This is a genomic window from Herbaspirillum aquaticum (genome assembly GCF_002213425.1).
Classification (GTDB): Bacteria; Pseudomonadota; Gammaproteobacteria; order Burkholderiales; family Burkholderiaceae_D; genus Herbaspirillum; species Herbaspirillum aquaticum.
Genome location: NZ_NJGV01000001.1, coordinates 290,987 through 306,959, shown reverse-complemented (window position 1 = coordinate 306,959; position 15,973 = coordinate 290,987). Strand labels below are relative to the sequence as shown.

13 protein-coding genes and 1 pseudogene are annotated in these 15,973 nt (G+C 63.8%); 1 reads left to right on the top strand and 13 read right to left on the bottom strand.

Going from position 1 to position 15,973, the window contains the following annotated elements; genetic code table 11:
* Positions 1–2: 2 nt before the first annotated feature.
* From CEJ45_RS01340 to CEJ45_RS25415, 12 genes and pseudogenes are all read right to left on the bottom strand, one after another.
* Positions 3–1,478, bottom strand: coding sequence for an aldehyde dehydrogenase (locus tag CEJ45_RS01340; protein ID WP_187697618.1), 1,476 nt, complete (start codon positions 1,476–1,478; stop codon positions 3–5).
* A gap of 28 nt (positions 1,479–1,506) precedes the next feature.
* Positions 1,507–2,307, bottom strand: coding sequence for an aspartate dehydrogenase (locus tag CEJ45_RS01335; RefSeq protein ID WP_088753624.1), 801 nt, complete (start codon positions 2,305–2,307; stop codon positions 1,507–1,509).
* Positions 2,308–2,317: 10 nt separating this feature from the next.
* Positions 2,318–4,036 (bottom strand): thiamine pyrophosphate-binding protein, encoded by a 1,719-nt coding sequence (locus tag CEJ45_RS01330; RefSeq protein ID WP_088753623.1) that lies wholly within the window; start codon positions 4,034–4,036, stop codon positions 2,318–2,320.
* Positions 4,029–4,853: an SDR family oxidoreductase gene (locus CEJ45_RS01325; RefSeq protein ID WP_167386277.1), complete on the bottom strand. Its 825-nt coding sequence runs from the start codon at positions 4,851–4,853 to the stop codon at positions 4,029–4,031. Before CEJ45_RS01325 ends, CEJ45_RS01330 begins: the two co-directional genes overlap by 8 nt.
* A gap of 1 nt (position 4,854) precedes the next feature.
* Positions 4,855–5,688, bottom strand: coding sequence for an IclR family transcriptional regulator (locus tag CEJ45_RS01320; RefSeq protein WP_167386276.1), 834 nt, complete (start codon positions 5,686–5,688; stop codon positions 4,855–4,857).
* An 18-nt stretch (positions 5,689–5,706) separates the two neighbouring features.
* Positions 5,707–6,594 carry an alpha/beta fold hydrolase gene (locus CEJ45_RS01315; protein WP_088753448.1) on the bottom strand — a complete coding sequence of 296 codons (888 nt, stop codon included), beginning with the start codon at positions 6,592–6,594 and terminating at the stop codon, positions 5,707–5,709.
* Between the two features lie 17 nt (positions 6,595–6,611).
* Positions 6,612–7,148: a cupin domain-containing protein gene (locus tag CEJ45_RS01310; RefSeq protein WP_039874638.1), complete on the bottom strand. Its 537-nt coding sequence runs from the start codon at positions 7,146–7,148 to the stop codon at positions 6,612–6,614.
* A gap of 58 nt (positions 7,149–7,206) precedes the next feature.
* The gene (locus tag CEJ45_RS01305) at positions 7,207–7,977 is read right to left on the bottom strand and encodes an SDR family oxidoreductase (protein WP_088753447.1); all 771 of its coding nucleotides are present in this window, start codon (positions 7,975–7,977) and stop codon (positions 7,207–7,209) included.
* A 36-nt stretch (positions 7,978–8,013) separates the two neighbouring features.
* The gene (locus CEJ45_RS01300; RefSeq protein WP_206601731.1) at positions 8,014–8,883 is read right to left on the bottom strand and encodes an ABC transporter permease; all 870 of its coding nucleotides are present in this window, start codon (positions 8,881–8,883) and stop codon (positions 8,014–8,016) included.
* A 2-nt stretch (positions 8,884–8,885) separates the two neighbouring features.
* Positions 8,886–9,881: an ABC transporter substrate-binding protein gene (locus CEJ45_RS01295; protein WP_088753446.1), complete on the bottom strand. Its 996-nt coding sequence runs from the start codon at positions 9,879–9,881 to the stop codon at positions 8,886–8,888.
* A gap of 55 nt (positions 9,882–9,936) precedes the next feature.
* Positions 9,937–10,722, bottom strand: coding sequence for an ABC transporter ATP-binding protein (locus CEJ45_RS01290; RefSeq protein ID WP_088753445.1), 786 nt, complete (start codon positions 10,720–10,722; stop codon positions 9,937–9,939).
* A gap of 702 nt (positions 10,723–11,424) precedes the next feature.
* Positions 11,425–11,643 (bottom strand): annotated as a pseudogene (locus tag CEJ45_RS25415) (hypothetical protein); the annotation flags it as partial.
* Between the two features lie 386 nt (positions 11,644–12,029).
* On the opposite strand from CEJ45_RS25415, the gene CEJ45_RS01285 reads away from it, so the two are divergent.
* Positions 12,030–13,154, top strand: coding sequence for a sterol desaturase family protein (locus CEJ45_RS01285; RefSeq protein WP_088753444.1), 1,125 nt, complete (start codon positions 12,030–12,032; stop codon positions 13,152–13,154).
* Here CEJ45_RS01285 and CEJ45_RS01280 read toward each other — a convergent pair.
* Positions 13,141–15,744, bottom strand: a complete 2,604-nt coding sequence (locus tag CEJ45_RS01280; RefSeq protein WP_158214884.1) for an EAL domain-containing protein — start codon at positions 15,742–15,744, stop codon at positions 13,141–13,143. The two genes, CEJ45_RS01285 and CEJ45_RS01280, sit on opposite strands and share 14 nt — an antisense overlap.
* Positions 15,745–15,973 lie beyond the last annotated feature (229 nt).

Below are 15,973 nucleotides of genomic sequence, written 5' to 3'. Positions count from 1 at the left end.
CTTCAACCGGCCCAGGGCAAGGGCTGTTCGTTCATGCCCCAGTACATGGCCTTCTGCTCCATGTACTGCAGGATGCCCAGCCTGCCCTTTTCGCGGCCCAGGCCGCTGTCACGCCAGCCTCCGAAGGGGGTCGAGATCGAGAATTGCTTGTAGGTGTTGATCCAGACATTGCCGGCCTGTACTGCGCGGCCGATGCGCCAGGCGCGCTTGTAGTCGCGCGTCCAGATACCGGCAGCCAGCGCGTAGACGCTGTCATTGGCTTGCCGGATCAGGTCGTCCTCGTCATCGAAGGGCATGGCCACCAGCACCGGTCCGAAGATCTCTTCCTGGCAGATGCGTTGATCATTGCTGAGGCCTTCGATGATGGTCGGCGTGTAGTAGTAACCGCGTTCGAACTTCTCGCCCTTGGGACGCACGCCGCCGGTGCGGATACGGCCACCATCGGTCACGCCGATGTCGACGTAGCGTTCGATGCCTTCGCGATGGCGTGCGGTGATCAGCGGTCCCATCTGGGTGCGCTCGTCGGCCGGGTCGCCCACGCGCAATGCGGCGGCACCGGCGGCCAGGCGTTCCATGAAACCGTCGTACAGCGCGCGCGCCACGAACAGGCGCGAGCCGGCGATGCAGGATTCACCGGAACTGCTGAAGATGCCATACAGCACGCCGGCCACGGCGTGGTCGAGATCGGCATCCTCAAACACCATGGTGGGCGACTTGCCGCCCAGTTCCAGCGAGACCGGCATCATCTTGTCGGCGGCGATGTGGGCGATGTGCTTGCCGGTGGTAGTGCCACCAGTGAAGGACACGCGCTTGACCAGCGGATGCAGGGTGATGGCGTCGCCGATCACCGAGCCCTTGCCCGGCAGCACGCTGATCATGCCAGCCGGTACGCCGGCTTCGATACAGATACGTGCCAGTTCCAGGGCTGCCAGCGGCGTCACTTCGGCCGGCTTGACTACCACTGCATTGCCGGCAGCCAGGGCCGGAGCCATCTTCTGCGCCTCGCTGGCAATCGGTGAATTCCACGGCGTGATGGCGGCCACCACACCCATGGGTTCATACACGCTCATGGTGAGGTTGTCGCCACGCATGGGCGTGAGGGTTTCTTCCAGGGTTTCGCAGGCGGCCGCGAAGAACTGGAAGGTACCGGCAGCGCTGGCCACCAGGTTGCGCGTCTCGCTGATAGGCTTGCCATTGTCCAGGCGCTGCATCTGCGCCAGCGCTTCGCCCCGTTCGCGGATCAGTTGGGCCACGCGGTACAGGACGGCGGCGCGCTCGTGCGGATTCTTCTGCGCCCAGCCGCTGGTCCGGAAGGCGTGGTCGGCACCGGCGATGGCCTCTTCCACATCGGCCACGCTGGCCGCATGGAGGTAGGCCACCGGCTCACCCGTGGCCGGATAGAGCGTCGCATAACGCTCCCCGCCACCCAGCCGCCATTGGCCGGCGATGCAGATCGGCAGCGTTTCGTTCAGATTCATCATCATGGTTCGCATGTCCTTGCAACGCTCAGATCGACAGCGCATGGGCGCGATTGCCCAGGGCGCGTACGACGCTGTAGACAGTCAGCGCCGAGGTCTTGGGATTGGCCGCCAGCGGCTTGCCGCGCATGGTCAGCTCGAAGCCGCCAAAGGCGCCGCGCGCTTCCACGTAGTGCACGTTCTCGCTCACGCCCGGATCGGCGTACAGGCGCACCCGGGTCTGGTCCAGGCCCAGGCCGGCCAGTGACAGCGTGGCGGCGACGTTGGCGTTCTTGGGATACAGCCGCGCCGCCTCGCGTGCGCTGCCTTCGAAGATGATGGTCGGCTCCTTGAGCGCATCCAGATCGAAGGCAGCCTCGGCCGGCGTATCCTTCCAGGCCTGCGGCGGCTTGCGGCCGGTGTAGACCACCGATTCCAACCCACCGACCTTGGCTGCGGCCAGGGCGTCGATGGCGCCGATGGCACCTGAGAGCAACTGCACCTGGGTCTTGCCGGCACGGGCGGCGGCTTCCAGCTGGTCCACCAGGCCGGGTTCGGACAAGGCACCGATGGACACCACCATGCAGGGGATGCCGCGCTCCAGCGCCGGGATGATGTGTTCTGCGATGGCCTGGTGGCCGGCGCATTCGATCAGCAGGTCAGGACGTTCCTCTCCCAGCCGCGACACCACCCGGGCCGTCGGCGCCAGCGTAGAGACCGTGCTGCGGGCACGCTCCATGTGCGCCTCCGGCACCACCACCATGTCGAAAGCGACTTCGGGATCACTCTTGAGTATTTCCATGACGCCCACGCCGATGGCGCCGCATCCGATCATTGATACGTGCAGCATGCTCTGCTCCTCAGGCGGTGGCAGCGGTGGCGACAGCGGCAACCACTGCAGCGGCAGCGGCGGCCTTGGCCGTCTCATTGACCGGCGGGCCGGCGAAAACGGTCTTGAAGCTGCCGATGGCCAGCATGTCGATCTCCAGCAGGAACGGGCCCTTCTGCGACAGCGCCTCGTCCAGCACGCCGGCCACCTCGGCCAGGTTGCCTACGCGCTGGTGACGCAGCTTCAGCGCCGAGGACAGTTCGGCATAATCGGGGGTGTGCAGGTCCACGTAATGGCGGCGGCCGCCGTATTGCGCGTCCTGGATATTCTTGATGACGCCGTAGCCCTTGTCGTTCATCAGCACGATCACCATGTCGGCCTGTTCCTGCACGGCTGTGGCCAGCTCACCCAGGTTGAGGATGAAGCCGCCGTCACCGGCCAAGGTGAAGGTCTTCTTGCCGGACTGCGTGACCGCTGCACCGATGGCCGCACCGATGCCCATGGCCAGGCCCTGGCCGATGCCGCCACCCAGCGCATGCACGCCGGCACGCGGGTCGAAGATGCGCAGGTAGCGGTTGCCCCAGGTGCTGTTGGAAACGGTGACGTCGCGCACCCAGTTGAACTCGCGCCCGGCAGCCTGCTGCAACTGTTCCACCAGGGCGCTATAGGGGCCAAGGCCATCGACCAGTCCATGCACGGCGGTATCGCGTGCCTTCTGCAGGTCGGCCATGAAGCCTGGATCGACCTTCATTGCAGCCAGGCGATCGGCCAGGCCGGACAGTACCAGCGCCGAATCACCGCAGACGAAATAGTCGCTGGTATAGCAGCGGCCTTCGGCAGCCGGGTCGGCATCCACGCGATACAGCGGGCGCGGCAGTTTCAGCTCGTACTTCAGGGTCTCGTTGCCGCGCAGGCGCGAGCCGACCACCAGCATGGCGTCACAGCTCTGATAGAAATTTTCGACCGGCTTGTGCAGGTTGAAGGCACCCAGCGAGCGCGGATCATCCTCGGCCACGATGCCGCGACCCTGGGTACTGGTCACCACGCCGAAGCCCAGGTCCATCAGGCGCTTTACCTGCGCGCCGGCATGACGCGCCCCGCCGCCCAACCACAGCAGCGGACGCTTGGCCTTCATCAGGCGATCAGCCAGTTCATCCAGCGCGCGCGCCGACGGCACGCTTTGCGGTATGGCCAGCGGCTGCAGGTTGCTGGGCATGGGGATCAGCGCCGCCTGGATATCGATGGGAATTTCCACCGAGACCGGCCCCATCGGCGGGGTCAGCGCGGTCTGCACGGCCAGCTTGATGGTGCTGATGGCGGTCTCCACGCTGCGGATGCGGAAGGCCGCCTTGGAGATGGCCTTGAGCATGCTCAACTGGTCCGGCGCTTCGTGGATGTAGGCCAGGCTCTGGTCCAGGTAAGGCGTCTCGATCTGACCGGTCAGGTGCAGCAGCGGCGTACCGGCGGTCAAGGCTTCCACCATGGCACCGGCGGCATTGCCGGCGGCGGTGCCGGTGGAGGTCAGGCAAACGCCCAGGCCACCGGTGGTTCGCGCATAGGCGTCGGCCATGTTGGCCCCGCCGGCTTCGCCGCGGGCCGGGATGAAGCGGATATTGCCACGCTCGCCGAAGGCGTCGAGGATGGGCATGTTGTGGATCGAGATCACGCCGAAGGCAGCCTTCACGCCGCATTGTTCGAGGAAAGCGGCGATGGCGCAGCCGACGGTCACTTGCTGGTTGGTATTAGACATGGCGGGAAAGTCCTCCGGAAACATCGATATGGCTGCCTGTGGTGTACGAGGAAAGCGGCGTGGCGAGGAACACGATCGCCTGCGCGGCTTCCCGGGGAAGGCCGAGACGGCCGAGTTGAATCTGTTTCTTTGCGGCCAGCGCGGCGGTCCATTGGGCCCAGCTCTGGTCCTGCAGTTCGGCGCCACGCGCGGCATAGCGGCGGCGCCATTGGCCCGATTCCACCAGGCCGATCAAGATGCCATTGACGCGCACGCGGGCGGCTTCGCCAGTGGCCAATTCGGTGGCCAGCGAGCGCACCAGGTTGTGCACGCCGGCGCGGGCGGCGGAAGTGGCTACCATGTGCGGCTCGGGCTGCGTGGCCAGCAGCGAATTGACACAGACGATGGCAGCATCCCCGTGCTGCGCGCTCATGGCCTGCAGTTGCGGCAGGAAGGCGCGGGTCGGGTAGATCACGGAAAAGAATTTCAGGCGCAGCTCTTCGCTCCAGGCCTCGTCGGCGGTATCGGCAAAGGTCGAGACGCGGCCCTGGCCGGCGTTGTTGACCAGCATGGACACCGCGCCCAGGGTGTTTTCCACCGAGGCGGCAAACGCCTGCACCTGCTCCTGCGAGAGCACATCGCAAGGGGCGCTGTACAGGCGGGCCTGCGGGTAGCGCTCGCGCAACGCGGCTTCAGCGTCCTTGAGCCGGGCGCCATCACGGCCGCAGAAGGCCACGGCTGCGCCCGCTTCCAGCAGCAGTTCCACGGTCGCCAGACCGATGCCGGAAGAGCCGCCGGTGACCACTGCCACCTTGCCTTGGAGGGAAGTCATCGCCATCTCAGCCCCGCCACATGTTGACGACCTTGGCGCCGCCTTGCGGAGCGTGGTCCAGCAGGCGGGACAGTTCGGCTGCGGTCTCGCGCACGCGGGCCACGATGATGTCGAGCTGGCTGGCATCGATGTGCGGCGAAGGGATCGTGGCGCCCATGGCGGCCACCACGTTGCCGGAGTGATCGCGTACCGGTGCGGCGACGGTGGAGATGCTGGTTTCGAAGAAACCTTCCTGCAGGACGAAGCCGCGTTCCTTGTCGGCCTGCACCATGTCGAACAACTCGACCACGGTCTTGGGGGTGTTGCTGGAAAAGACTTCCAGGTGCTCTTCCGGATACAGGGCGCGCAGTTGCGGCAGGCTCAGGTCTTCCAGCAGCACCCTGCCCAGCACGGTGGCATGCGCCGGCAGACGGGTGCCGACGTTGACGTGGCTGGTGAATGCGGTCTGGGTGACCGACTTGGCGACATAGACAATGGAGCGGCCATCGCGCACGACCAGGTTGCAGGAGTAGCCGATCTCGTCGCGCAGGCGGTCCAGCAGCGGGCGGCCGATCTCGGTCAGTTCCAGCGAGGCCAGGTATTCGAAGCCCAGGCGCAGCACCGACATGCCCAGGCGGTAGTCGCGCCCGCCATCGGCGCGCTCGACAAAGCCCATGCGTTCCAGCGTGGCCAGCAGGCGAAACACCGTGGAGCGCGGGATGTCCAGACGACGCGCCAGTTCGGGCGCGGACAGGGTCTTGTCCTGGCGGCTGAATTCGCATAGCAGGCGCAGGCCGCGTTCCAGGCCCGGGACGGAATACTTGTCTTGCGACTCTTCTTCTGGCATCACTGGTTTGTTCATGATGATTTTCTGTTTTATTTAATTGGTTGAGGTGAGTTGCGCGCTGACCAGCGCAGCAAATTGCGACGGCTGCTCGATATAGCAGGCATGGCCGGCCGCGTCCACCAGCTTGAAGGGAAGTCCGAACTGCCTGGCCAGCCCTTCACTGGCCTGCGGGGTGGTGACGATGTCCTCGGTTCCGCACGCCACCGACAACCCCCGTCGTGGTGCAGCCTGCAGGTAAGGCGCGATATCGTCACCGCACAACAATTGCACCGCCTGGGTGTAGCCCGATGCGTCCAGCCGCTGCATGTTCCAGCGCACCCAGGCGTGGTCCTGCGCGCTGGCGTGGGCCGACAGCAGGCGTGTCGGCTTCTGCGCCATGCCGGCGATGCCCAGTGTGTACAAGGCAGCCAGGCGCTCTTGCCGCACCTGCTGCGCGCGCTCTTGCTTGTCGGCAGCACCGTAGCCCAGCGCCGGATCGGCCAGCAGCGTACGGCGTGCGCGGCCATCGCCATGGGCCAGGTAGGCTGCGGCCATCAGCGCGCCCAAGGAATGGCCGACCAGCACGCACTGCTCGACCTCCAGCGCCTGCAACATGTCCTGCAGGCGCGTTGCATAATCGACCGCCTTGGGCTGGCTCATCGTCAGCGGTGTCGAACGGCCGTAACCGGGCGCGTTCCAGGCGATCACGCGCGCCTGCGACGCCAGCTTGAGCGCGCACTGCAACCACGAGGGCGCGCCCGAGCTGATGCCATGCAACAGCACCACCACCGGACCGCTACCGCAGCTGCGGTAGCTGACACGGCCACCCGGCACCTCGACGCTGCCCTCGGTGAAGCGGCTATCGAGCAGTGCCAGCGGTTCGCGCAGCGCCTCGTCGCAGCTGGCTGCGGTGACGGGGGCGATGGAGGTGTCAGGATGCATGGTGTCGTTCTCTGCAATCAGCGCTTGACGGAGGTCAGCGGATGATCCGGCGGATAAGTCGGGGTGATGGGTTTCTTGGCACCCAGCATCACGCACATCAGCGCGTCTTCGTCGCCGATGTTGATCTCTTCGCGATACACGCCCGGCGGCACCGAGACCACGTCACGGTCGGTGAGAATGGTCTCGAAGCGCTCGCCATCCTTTTCCAGCACCAGCTTGAGCTTGCCGCGCAGGACGAAGAACACTTCTTCCACGTCCACGTGCAGGTGCGACGGGCCTTCGTGGCCGGCCGGGATGATCATGGTCGAGAAGGTGAAATGCTCGGAGGGAATGACGTTGGCGTCATGGGCCACACCCGTGCCGCCGGTGCCGATGTAGCGCATCTGGGCGCGACGGTACTTGGGGTCGTAGTCGGCCTGGAACTTCAGTGCGTTCCAGTCATACTTGCGGGTGGACAGGCGCGCCACGCGCGATTCCATCCAGTCAGCGAAGCTGGCGCCGGCGGGGCGATCCCAGCTGCGGCCCATGTTTTCCTGTTCGGACATATCGGTCATGCTTTTCTCCTTGAATGGGTCCGGAATGATCCGGGTTGATCTGGCAAGAGGTAAGACTTCAATGCATCACGAAACCACCGTTGACCGCCATCACCTGACCGGTGAAGAAGCGCGCCATGTCCGACAGCGCGAACACCACCGCGCCGCAGACATCCTCGGGCAGCTGGTCGCGCCGGATGGCTCGGCCGTCGAGGTAGTGCTGGTGCCGCGCCTGCGGTACGTACTGGGTGGCTTCCACCAGCGTCAGGCCCGGTGCCACGGCATTGACGGTGATGTTGTCTGCGCCCAGCTCGCGTGCCAGTGAACGGGTCATGCCGATCACCGCACTCTTGCTGGCCACGTAGGCCAGCAGGTTGGGCGCGCCCCACAAGGGAGTATCGGACGACAGGTTCACTACCGCACCGCGCCCCGAGGCACGCAGCGACGGCAGGCAGGCATTGGTCATCAGCCAGGTGCCGCGTACGTTGACATCCATGACGCGGTCCCACATGTCTACCTCCAGCTGCTCGCTGCTCTTGCCGCCTGAGTTGGTGATGGCGGCGTTGTTGACCAGGCCGTCGAGTCCGCCCAGCCATTTGGTGGCGGCCGCTGCGCAGGCCTTCACCGAGGCCGCATCGGCCAGGTCCAGTGCGAAACCTTCGACCTGCAGGCCGCGCTGTTTCAGGGCGGCCACGGAGGCTGCCAGTTCTTCCTGGAGGATGTCGGCCATGGCCACCTTGGCCCCGGCGGCGGCGATGGCGTCCACGAACGCCAGGCCGAGGCCGCGTGCCGCGCCAGTGACCAGAATGCGTCGTCCCGCCAAAAGTGTCGCCGTGCTTGCTGCTGACATGTGCTTGCTCCTGTTGCGCTGGTTGAGTGGTTCGATTCAGACGGTGCTGGTATTGGCCTTGGGCAGGTAGTGCAGGACCTTGCGTTCGGCCCAGACCACCACACCGTAGGTGACCACACCGATGAGGGTCAGTGCGACGATGGAGACGAAGACGGCAGCAGTATTGCCCTGCCCTTCCCCATCGACCAGCAGATAACCCAGCCCCTGGTTGCCACCCACCAGTTCACCTACGGTCACGCCGATGACCGACAGCGTGGAGGCGATGCGCAGGCCCGAGAACAGCGCCGGCAGTGCCGAACGGAACTCGACCAGGTGGAAGATCTGCCAGCGGCCGGCATTGAGCGTACGCACCAGGTTGACCATGTCGGGATCGACGGTACGGATGGCCGAGAGCACGTTGATCATGATCGGGAAGAACACGATCAGCACCGCCACGATGATCTTGGGGTAGATGGTGTAGCCCAGCCACATCACGAACAGTGGTGCAAAGGCCACCTTGGGCGCGATCTGCAGCGCCAGGATATAGGGCGAGAGCATGGCCTCGGCACGCGGCGAGAGGCCCAGCGCAACGCCGACGGCCAGGCCCAGCAAGGCACCGAAGAGGAAGCCGAACACCACTTCCATGGCGGTGATGCCGAAGTGCTGCAGCAATTGCGCGTTGTTCCACATCACCACCGCTTCACGCACCACCTGCATGAAGTTGGGCAGGATGTATTCGGGCATGCCCAGCATGCCGGGCCCCCACTGCCAGGCGGCGATGAACACCACCAGCAGCGCCAGGCTGCCGCACACCGTGCGGGCCTTGTCGTTCATCAGCGGACGACGCCCCGTCGGCTTGATCAGATCGGGCGAGGACGTTGGCTCGGGACTGGACATGGTCAGGTCTTTGGCTGTGGTGGTATTCATGATTACTTGGCGACTCCGACGAACTGGTTGGTGAAGAGCTCGTTGACCGGCGTGGCCTTGGTGACGATGCCTTCGCTGACGTAGAACTTCTGGACCGCTTCCATGCGCGCCTGGTCGATCTGGCCCAGGGTCTTCTGGTTGGCATAGACGTACTTGTTGTACATCTCGAAGGTGGCCTGGATGCTGGCTTCCTTGCCCTTGTAAGTGGGCAGTGCGGCGACGTAGTCATCGGCCGCGGCCTTGGGGTCCTTCATGATGTCCTGCATGCCGCGCAGGGTGGCGCGCACCAGGCGTTTCAACAGTTCCGGGTTCTTCTTGATGGTGTCGTCGGAGGCCAGGATGGCCTGCGCCATGCTCTTGAAGCCACCGTTGTCCAGCAGTTCGACCTTGGCGCCGGCATCGGTAGCGTTGACCACCCAGTCGGGCACACCGGCGAAGGCCTGCGACTTGCCCGAGGTGTACAGCTGCCAGACGCCGGAAGGACCGGCGGCCTGGATCTGCACGTCGGTCTTGGACAGGCCGGCGGTCTTCAGGCTGCCCAGGAAGGCGTAGTAGGTGGTATCGGTATAGGACATCACGGTGACGGTCTTGCCCTTGAGGTCCTTGAGGCCCTTGATGCCATCGGCCGGGTTGGCAGCGACCATGGTCACCGAACCGGCACCCAGCACGGCGATGGCCTTGACCGGAATGCCGTTGGCGCGAACCACGATGGGGGTGTCGCCAATGGCACCACCGATGACGGCATTGCCGGCGCCGATCTGCTTGGCCACGTCCACGCCGCCCTTGGCGACGATAAAGCTGACCTTCAGGTTTTCATCGGCGTAATAGCCCTTGTGCTGGGCCAGCACCCAAGGAGCGAAGGCCGGCGAATTGGGTGGCGCGGGCAGCAGGTAGGTCACTTCTTCCGGAGCGGCATGCGCGGCCATGGGCAGGACGGCGGCGCCCATGGCCGCGACCAGGGCGAATGCACTACAGGCGGATGCGAACAGGTTCTTCATGTTTCTGGCTCTCCCTTGGGGTCTCTCTGTTGACGGGTGAAGATGCAGCGTGAAATCAGTGCAGCTCGGCGGTCTCTTTGCCCACCTTGAGCAGTTCCATCAGGCGCCCTTGCAAGGGGCCGATCTCGGGCAGCTTGCGGCGCTCCAGCGGGTTGTCGCGGAACGGCAGGTCCACCACGATTTCCTCGACGATGGTGCCGGGACGCTCGCTCATGACCAGCAGGCGGTCCGACAGGGCGATGGCTTCCACCAGGTCGTGGGTAATGAAGAGCGCGGTCTTCTTCTTTTCGTAGAGCATCTTGGCCAGATCCTGCTGCAGCACCATCTTGGTCTGGGCATCCAGGGCCGAGAAGGGTTCGTCCAGCAGCAGCACCTGCGGGTCCACCGCCAGCGTGCGGGCCAGCGCGGCGCGCTGGCGCATGCCGCCGGAGAGCTGGTATGGGTAATGCTCTTCAAAGCCCTTGAGGTGGCACTTGGCCAGCAGCTCGTCGGCGATGCGCCGGCGCTCGGCCTCGCGGATGCCGTCGATTTCCAGCCCCAGAGTGACGTTGGCGCGGATATTGCGCCAGGGCATGAGCAGGTCCTTCTGCAGCATGAAGGCGACCTTGCGGACCGGCTTGGTCACGCGCTCACCGCCGACGAAGACTTCGCCTTCGGTGGGCAGGTACAGCCCTGCTCCCATGTTGAGCAGGGTGCTCTTGCCACAGCCGGAGGGACCGATGATGGAGACCACCTCGCCGCTCTTGATGGACAGGTTGACGTTGGTGACAGCGGCGCGCGCTTGCGCCGTCTGGCGATCGACAAAACTTTTGCCGACCTTGCGGAATTCGATTTCGATCATGTTGCCTCTGCTGATTGCCATAGCGCGCTGCTGCGCCCCAGCTATTCTTCCCGGCTGCCGTCTCTGCGGACGGGTGCCTCCTGCCGGGCACCGAAACGTTCCATATATGAAACAGCAATTTATATATGGGAGATATTCGTAGCCAATATAGCAGATATCTCGAAACAAAATGACTTATTTTGTTTCATATATGAACTGATGGTTTATATAAAAATCGTTTTCTGCGTAAAAGCAAACAGCGTGCCAGGCTGGAACAGCAGATTTCATCGCTTTTCCCGGCTGGGAACTCACCAAAGACAGGCATGCAGCGCCGCCCTGGTGAGCGATTTGCACCGTATCAGCACCTGTCGCGAAGCCGATACAGCATGGTGCGCGGGAAATGGAGACGCTGGCCTGAATACTCTGCTGGATGAAACAGGTAGGGGATCGACGGGGGAAGCTGCCTCATACGGGGAGCAGCATGAAGAAACGATGGACCGAAGAGCAGGTCATTGGATTGCGCAAAGAAACCTGAGCCGGTCTGAAATTGGCCGAGCCGTGCCGGATGCATGGCAACAGCGACGCGAGGTAACAGGGATTCAACGCGCGGCGGGAACTGTGCAACAGTTCATTGGGGTACGTTCATGGAGGCATTGCCTACGCAACTGCGCCGGCCAGTTTGCCTGCCTGGCGCTTGAACTCTTCAGGAAACAGCCGATCCGGTCACCACCACCAACGCCAGCCGGCCGTCACCCCGCAGGAACGACTGGCCGCACCGAAATGGAATTGCGCTTGGCTGAACAGGTTGGAGGTATCGGAGAGCGGGTAGGTCGCACCCACGCCGAGTCGCAGCAGATTGCGCGCGGTGCCGCCACTGATCACGGAAAAACTCTCTCCGCTGGCATTGGCGAAAGCAACATTGACAGCGTCCGCATCCGAGTTGAAGCGGTGGCGTCCGCACCGCCGGAGGCGGACTGGCCGAGCTCACTGAGAAACCATCAGGCCATCGAATGCACAGGTGTGCTTGAAGAAGCGACGCGCAAGGCGATGAGTTCGGCAATGGTCCCGTTGTCCATTGCGGGAGAAGCTGCCCGTCGACGCATTTACGGTTTCAGTTTGCAAACGGGAAGGACAGCGCGCGGCCCAATGCTGCCGCCACCTCCAGAATGTATGGACACAATCAGCTCATGTTTCCATACAAATCAAGATAAAGCCGACGCACACCGTCCGCACCGCTTTTACATCAAAAGCCACCGCGCCAGGAAAATATTCCCGGGTAGCGGCATACTTGCGGGTTCGTCGGCCCCTGCTTCACCTCTTCAAGCCCCATGGAAACCATCATCGTCTACGCCATCCCCGTATTCCTCCTGCTCATCGCAGTGGAATTCGGCTACGGCTACCTGCGCCAACGCAATACCTATCAACTGGCCGACTCCCTGGCCAGCCTGTCGCTGGGCGTCATCAGCCAGCTGGTGGCGCTGGTCACCCAGATCTTCCAGGTCGGCCTGTATTTCCTGGCCTACCGCGTCTTCGCCATATTCCCGGCGGCGCGATTCTGGCACGGGGCGCTGGGATGGATCACGGCCATCCTCCTGTTCGACTTTTTCGATTACTGGCTGCACCGCTTCGGCCATGAAAATGCGCTGGGCTGGGCGGCCCACTCCGTGCACCACCAGAGCCAGCACTTCAATCTCTCCACCGCTCTGCGCCAGGAAAGCACCGTCATGCTGCTGGGATGGATCTTCTATCTGCCCATGGCCATCCTCGGCGTGGAGCCAGAGCAGTTCGGGATCGCGGGACTGGTCGTGCTCATCTACCAGTTCTGGATCCATACCGAGCACGTGGGCAAGCTGGGCTGGTTCGATCGCGTGTTTTCGTCGCCGTCCAACCATCGCGTACACCACGCCGTGAACGACCAATACCTCGACAAGAACTACGGCGGCATGCTGGTGATCTGGGACCGCATGTTCGGTACCTTCGCCGAGGAAAAAGAGCCGGTGGTCTATGGCACCCGCACACCGTTGAACAGTTGGGATCCGCTATGGTCGATTTTTTCCGGCTACCAGCAATTGCTGCAGAACGCTGCCCAAATGCCACGCTGGCAGGACAAGCTGAAAATTTTCATCAAGCCGCCCGGATGGCGTCCCGCCGGAATGGCGGCACCTGCCCCGTTCGACCTCGACGCCGCGCGCCGGCGTTACGAGACCGAGCTGCCGACGCTGGCACGATGGGCCTCGGCATTGCAGTTCCTCTTGCTGCTGGGCGCAGCCGCGGCGGTGCTCTGGCTGGCCGATGGTCAATCTTATGGTTGGCTGCTTGCCACCAGCGTGGCCCTGCTGGCCGGGTTCTGGGCGCTTGGCGCGTTCATGGAGCGTCGTCTTGGCGCCGCGCTGATGCTGGCAATCGACGTCGCTGCGGCGGGCGTGCTGGTCTTTGCGCTCATGGCGGCATGACTGGCTGGCCCCGGGTACCAGCGTCAGGCTCTCGCCGCATCCAGGCCACCAGCGCCTGCGCCTCCATCGGCCGCGCGAACAGATAGCCCTGCACGAACTCGCAGCCCATGGCGCGCAACAGTTCGGCCTGCTCTTCGGTTTCCACACCCTCGGCCACGCAGTGCATCTGCTGCGACCGTGCGATGCCGATGATGGCGGGCAGCAAGGAGGAAGCCCGCCCTTCTTCGGTCACGCGCAGGATGAAGGAGCGATCCAGCTTCACGCAATCGAAATCATAATTGTGCAGCGTCGACAGCGAGGAATAGCCGGTACCGAAGTCATCCAGGCACAGTCCAAACCCGTAGGCACTCAATTGCCGGAACTGCGCCTGCAGGTGATGGGCATCATCGATCAGCAGGCTCTCGGTCAGCTCCAGGGTAATACGCGGCGGCGCCACGCCAGCACTCAAGGCAATGTCGCGGACCTGCTCGAAGAAGTGTACGTTCATGGCCTGCCGCACCGAAACGTTCACGTGCGCCGTGAAATCCTCCGGCAAGAGCCCCTGCGCCTGCCACTGCGCAACGTCAGCTGCGACCTTGCGGAAAGCCAATGCACCCAGTTGCGAGATACGCTCGCTGCGCTCAGCCAGCGGAATGAATTCCGCTGGCGAGACCGGGCCGAAGGCTGGCGAATGCCAGCGCATCAATGCCTCCACACCGTGCAAGGCGCCGCTGCGCAGATCGCAGATGGGCTGGTAGACCATGCTGAACTCGGCCTCCAGCGTGGCCGCATCCATGGCCGCCAGCAGTGCCTGCACCCGTTCTTCGCGTGCCAGCATGGATGGCTGGAACACGCAGTACCCGCCGCCACCCGGCTGCTGCGCCTGGCGCAGTGCGACGGCAGCATTGGCCAGGCTTTTTTCCATGGCGGCCTTGTTACGCTGTGCGCAAACGCTCACGCCAATACTGAGGAACACGCGCACCTCTTCTGCCCCGCCGGTGGCCAGCACCAGTTCGGACTTGCTGCGCAGGCGCAGCAGCATGTCTTCATGTTCAGCAGGCGCGCCAAGCATCACCACCGCGACGCGGCTTTCGCTGTAGCGGCAACGGACCAGCCGCTGGGCGGCAAAGTCGCCCCATACGGGAGCCACCTGCTGGCACAGGCTCTGCCACAGGTGACGCAGGGCAACCTTGTTGAGGGTATCGGCCAGCACCATGTAGTTGTTGATCTCCACCATGCAGACCGTGGCCTGCTCCCACGCGCTCTGCTCCAGCCGGTCGGCTGCCCCGATGAGGCTCAAGAGTCCGCTTTCCTGGTCGCGATCGACCTGGTCGCGCAGTTCGCGATACAGCTTGTAGAGATTACCGGCCATGCGTTCCACCGCGTCCTGCACCGAGACGATCTCTTCGATGGCCCAGCCCTTGGGATAGAGCAGATCGAAGCGATGCGTACCACTGGCCTCGCGGAAAGCCACCTGCTCGGCCTGGTGGCGCAAGCGCATCAACGGTGAGGTGATGCTTCCGCGATACAGGCGAATCAGGACCAGGCCGCCCGCGAGCATGACCGCCAGTGCCACCCAGCTGATCCAGAAGATGCCATCGAAGACCGAGAGCAATTCCGAGCGGGACGAAATCACCAGCACCCGGTAACCGGCCAGCTCGGCAGGCGCACCGTCGATCTTGGAGAGGGGCTGCTGGTAGATCAGGAACTTGCCGTTGGCATCGGTCTTGAGGTTGACCATGCGCGAGCGGTCGGCCAGGCGCGCGATGGCCAGCTCGGTGAAGCGCGCGCGGCTGCCGGGCGGCTGGTCAATCAGGAAGCGCTTGTCGGCGGCACTGAGCCGGTCCGATTGCAGCAGTACGCGTTCGTTGTCATCGACGATGAAGATCCCGGCCACCAGCGACTGCTGGACCGCCGCATCCAGCAGATGCTGCAGGCGCGCCTGTGACAGATCGACCGCAATCACGCCCTGGTCCTCCGGGGAGCGATTGACGGGGCAGGTCATGGAGGCATTCCACTGCGCATCGGCCCCCATGCTGAAGTAGATCGCGGAGACCTGCGGGCATTCGGCAGTGGCATTGACGTACCACGGCCGCTGGCGGGCATCGTAATCGGGTGTGACCGAGAGTGGAGTGAGGTGCTCGCCATCCGGGCGCTGGTCGAAATGTTGCAGGCCGGGATGTGCGTCATCCTGCAGGTAGTAGTCCAGGCTGCCATGGCCCTTGAGATTGACGGCAATCAGCTGGCCCCGGTTGTTGCCGAACTGGATGTAGGAAAAGCGGGGTTCCTCGGCATTCTCGCGGCGCGCCAGCGCTTCGATGAAGCGGGCCAACGGACGCAGGTCTCCATGCAGGGAGATCGAGGATTCCAGCATCAGGCCCTGCATCTGCTTGATGAAGACGCCGCCAGCCAGGTATTCGGAGCGGAAGCCCTCGAGCACGCGATTGAGTTCACGTTCAAGCAGCGGCTGCACGATCTTCTCTTCCAGGTCGTGCTGCAACCAGAAGAAGCCGGCCGCGCCAAACGCGGCCAGGCACGCAATAAAACAGATCAGGGCGCCGACGATGAGCTGCCCGATCTTCCATTGATGATCTTTGTTGAGAAATCGCATTCCTGCTTCCCCGCCCCTGGTCCGTACCCGTTCAATCGGCCAGTTCGCCGCACCGGCATTCATCGTCGCTCGTGAGCTTCTTCGAGCTTGCCCGGCGTTCCGGCGCCGCGCCCTCCAAGCGCTACGTTAGCAGCGTTGCCGTAGCCGAATCTATCAGGAAAAACATGATTCCGTATCTTTCCCTACAATCATGCCTTTGTGACCTTGATGCCTGCCTGCAAGTGCGCAC

What these genes read in the sequence shown, in the direction of transcription:
- CEJ45_RS01295 (WP_088753446.1), bottom strand. Translation starts at nt 9,881, where the DNA reads ATGAAGAACCTGTTCGCATCCGCCTGTAGTGCATTCGCCCTGGTCGCG.
- CEJ45_RS01305 (WP_088753447.1), bottom strand. Translation starts at nt 7,977, where the DNA reads ATGTCAGCAGCAAGCACGGCGACACTTTTGGCGGGACGACGCATTCTG.
- CEJ45_RS01290 (WP_088753445.1), bottom strand. Translation starts at nt 10,722, where the DNA reads ATGATCGAAATCGAATTCCGCAAGGTCGGCAAAAGTTTTGTCGATCGC.
- CEJ45_RS01330 (WP_088753623.1), bottom strand. Translation starts at nt 4,036, where the DNA reads ATGTCTAATACCAACCAGCAAGTGACCGTCGGCTGCGCCATCGCCGCT.
- CEJ45_RS01325 (WP_167386277.1), bottom strand. Translation starts at nt 4,853, where the DNA reads ATGGCGATGACTTCCCTCCAAGGCAAGGTGGCAGTGGTCACCGGCGGC.
- CEJ45_RS01340 (WP_187697618.1), bottom strand. Translation starts at nt 1,478, where the DNA reads ATGAATCTGAACGAAACGCTGCCGATCTGCATCGCCGGCCAATGGCGG.
- CEJ45_RS01300 (WP_206601731.1), bottom strand. Translation starts at nt 8,883, where the DNA reads ATGAATACCACCACAGCCAAAGACCTGACCATGTCCAGTCCCGAGCCA.
- CEJ45_RS01315 (WP_088753448.1), bottom strand. Translation starts at nt 6,594, where the DNA reads ATGCATCCTGACACCTCCATCGCCCCCGTCACCGCAGCCAGCTGCGAC.
- CEJ45_RS01320 (WP_167386276.1), bottom strand. Translation starts at nt 5,688, where the DNA reads ATGAACAAACCAGTGATGCCAGAAGAAGAGTCGCAAGACAAGTATTCC.
- CEJ45_RS01310 (WP_039874638.1), bottom strand. Translation starts at nt 7,148, where the DNA reads ATGACCGATATGTCCGAACAGGAAAACATGGGCCGCAGCTGGGATCGC.
- CEJ45_RS01285 (WP_088753444.1), top strand. Translation starts at nt 12,030, where the DNA reads ATGGAAACCATCATCGTCTACGCCATCCCCGTATTCCTCCTGCTCATC.
- CEJ45_RS01335 (WP_088753624.1), bottom strand. Translation starts at nt 2,307, where the DNA reads ATGCTGCACGTATCAATGATCGGATGCGGCGCCATCGGCGTGGGCGTC.
- CEJ45_RS01280 (WP_158214884.1), bottom strand. Translation starts at nt 15,744, where the DNA reads ATGCGATTTCTCAACAAAGATCATCAATGGAAGATCGGGCAGCTCATC.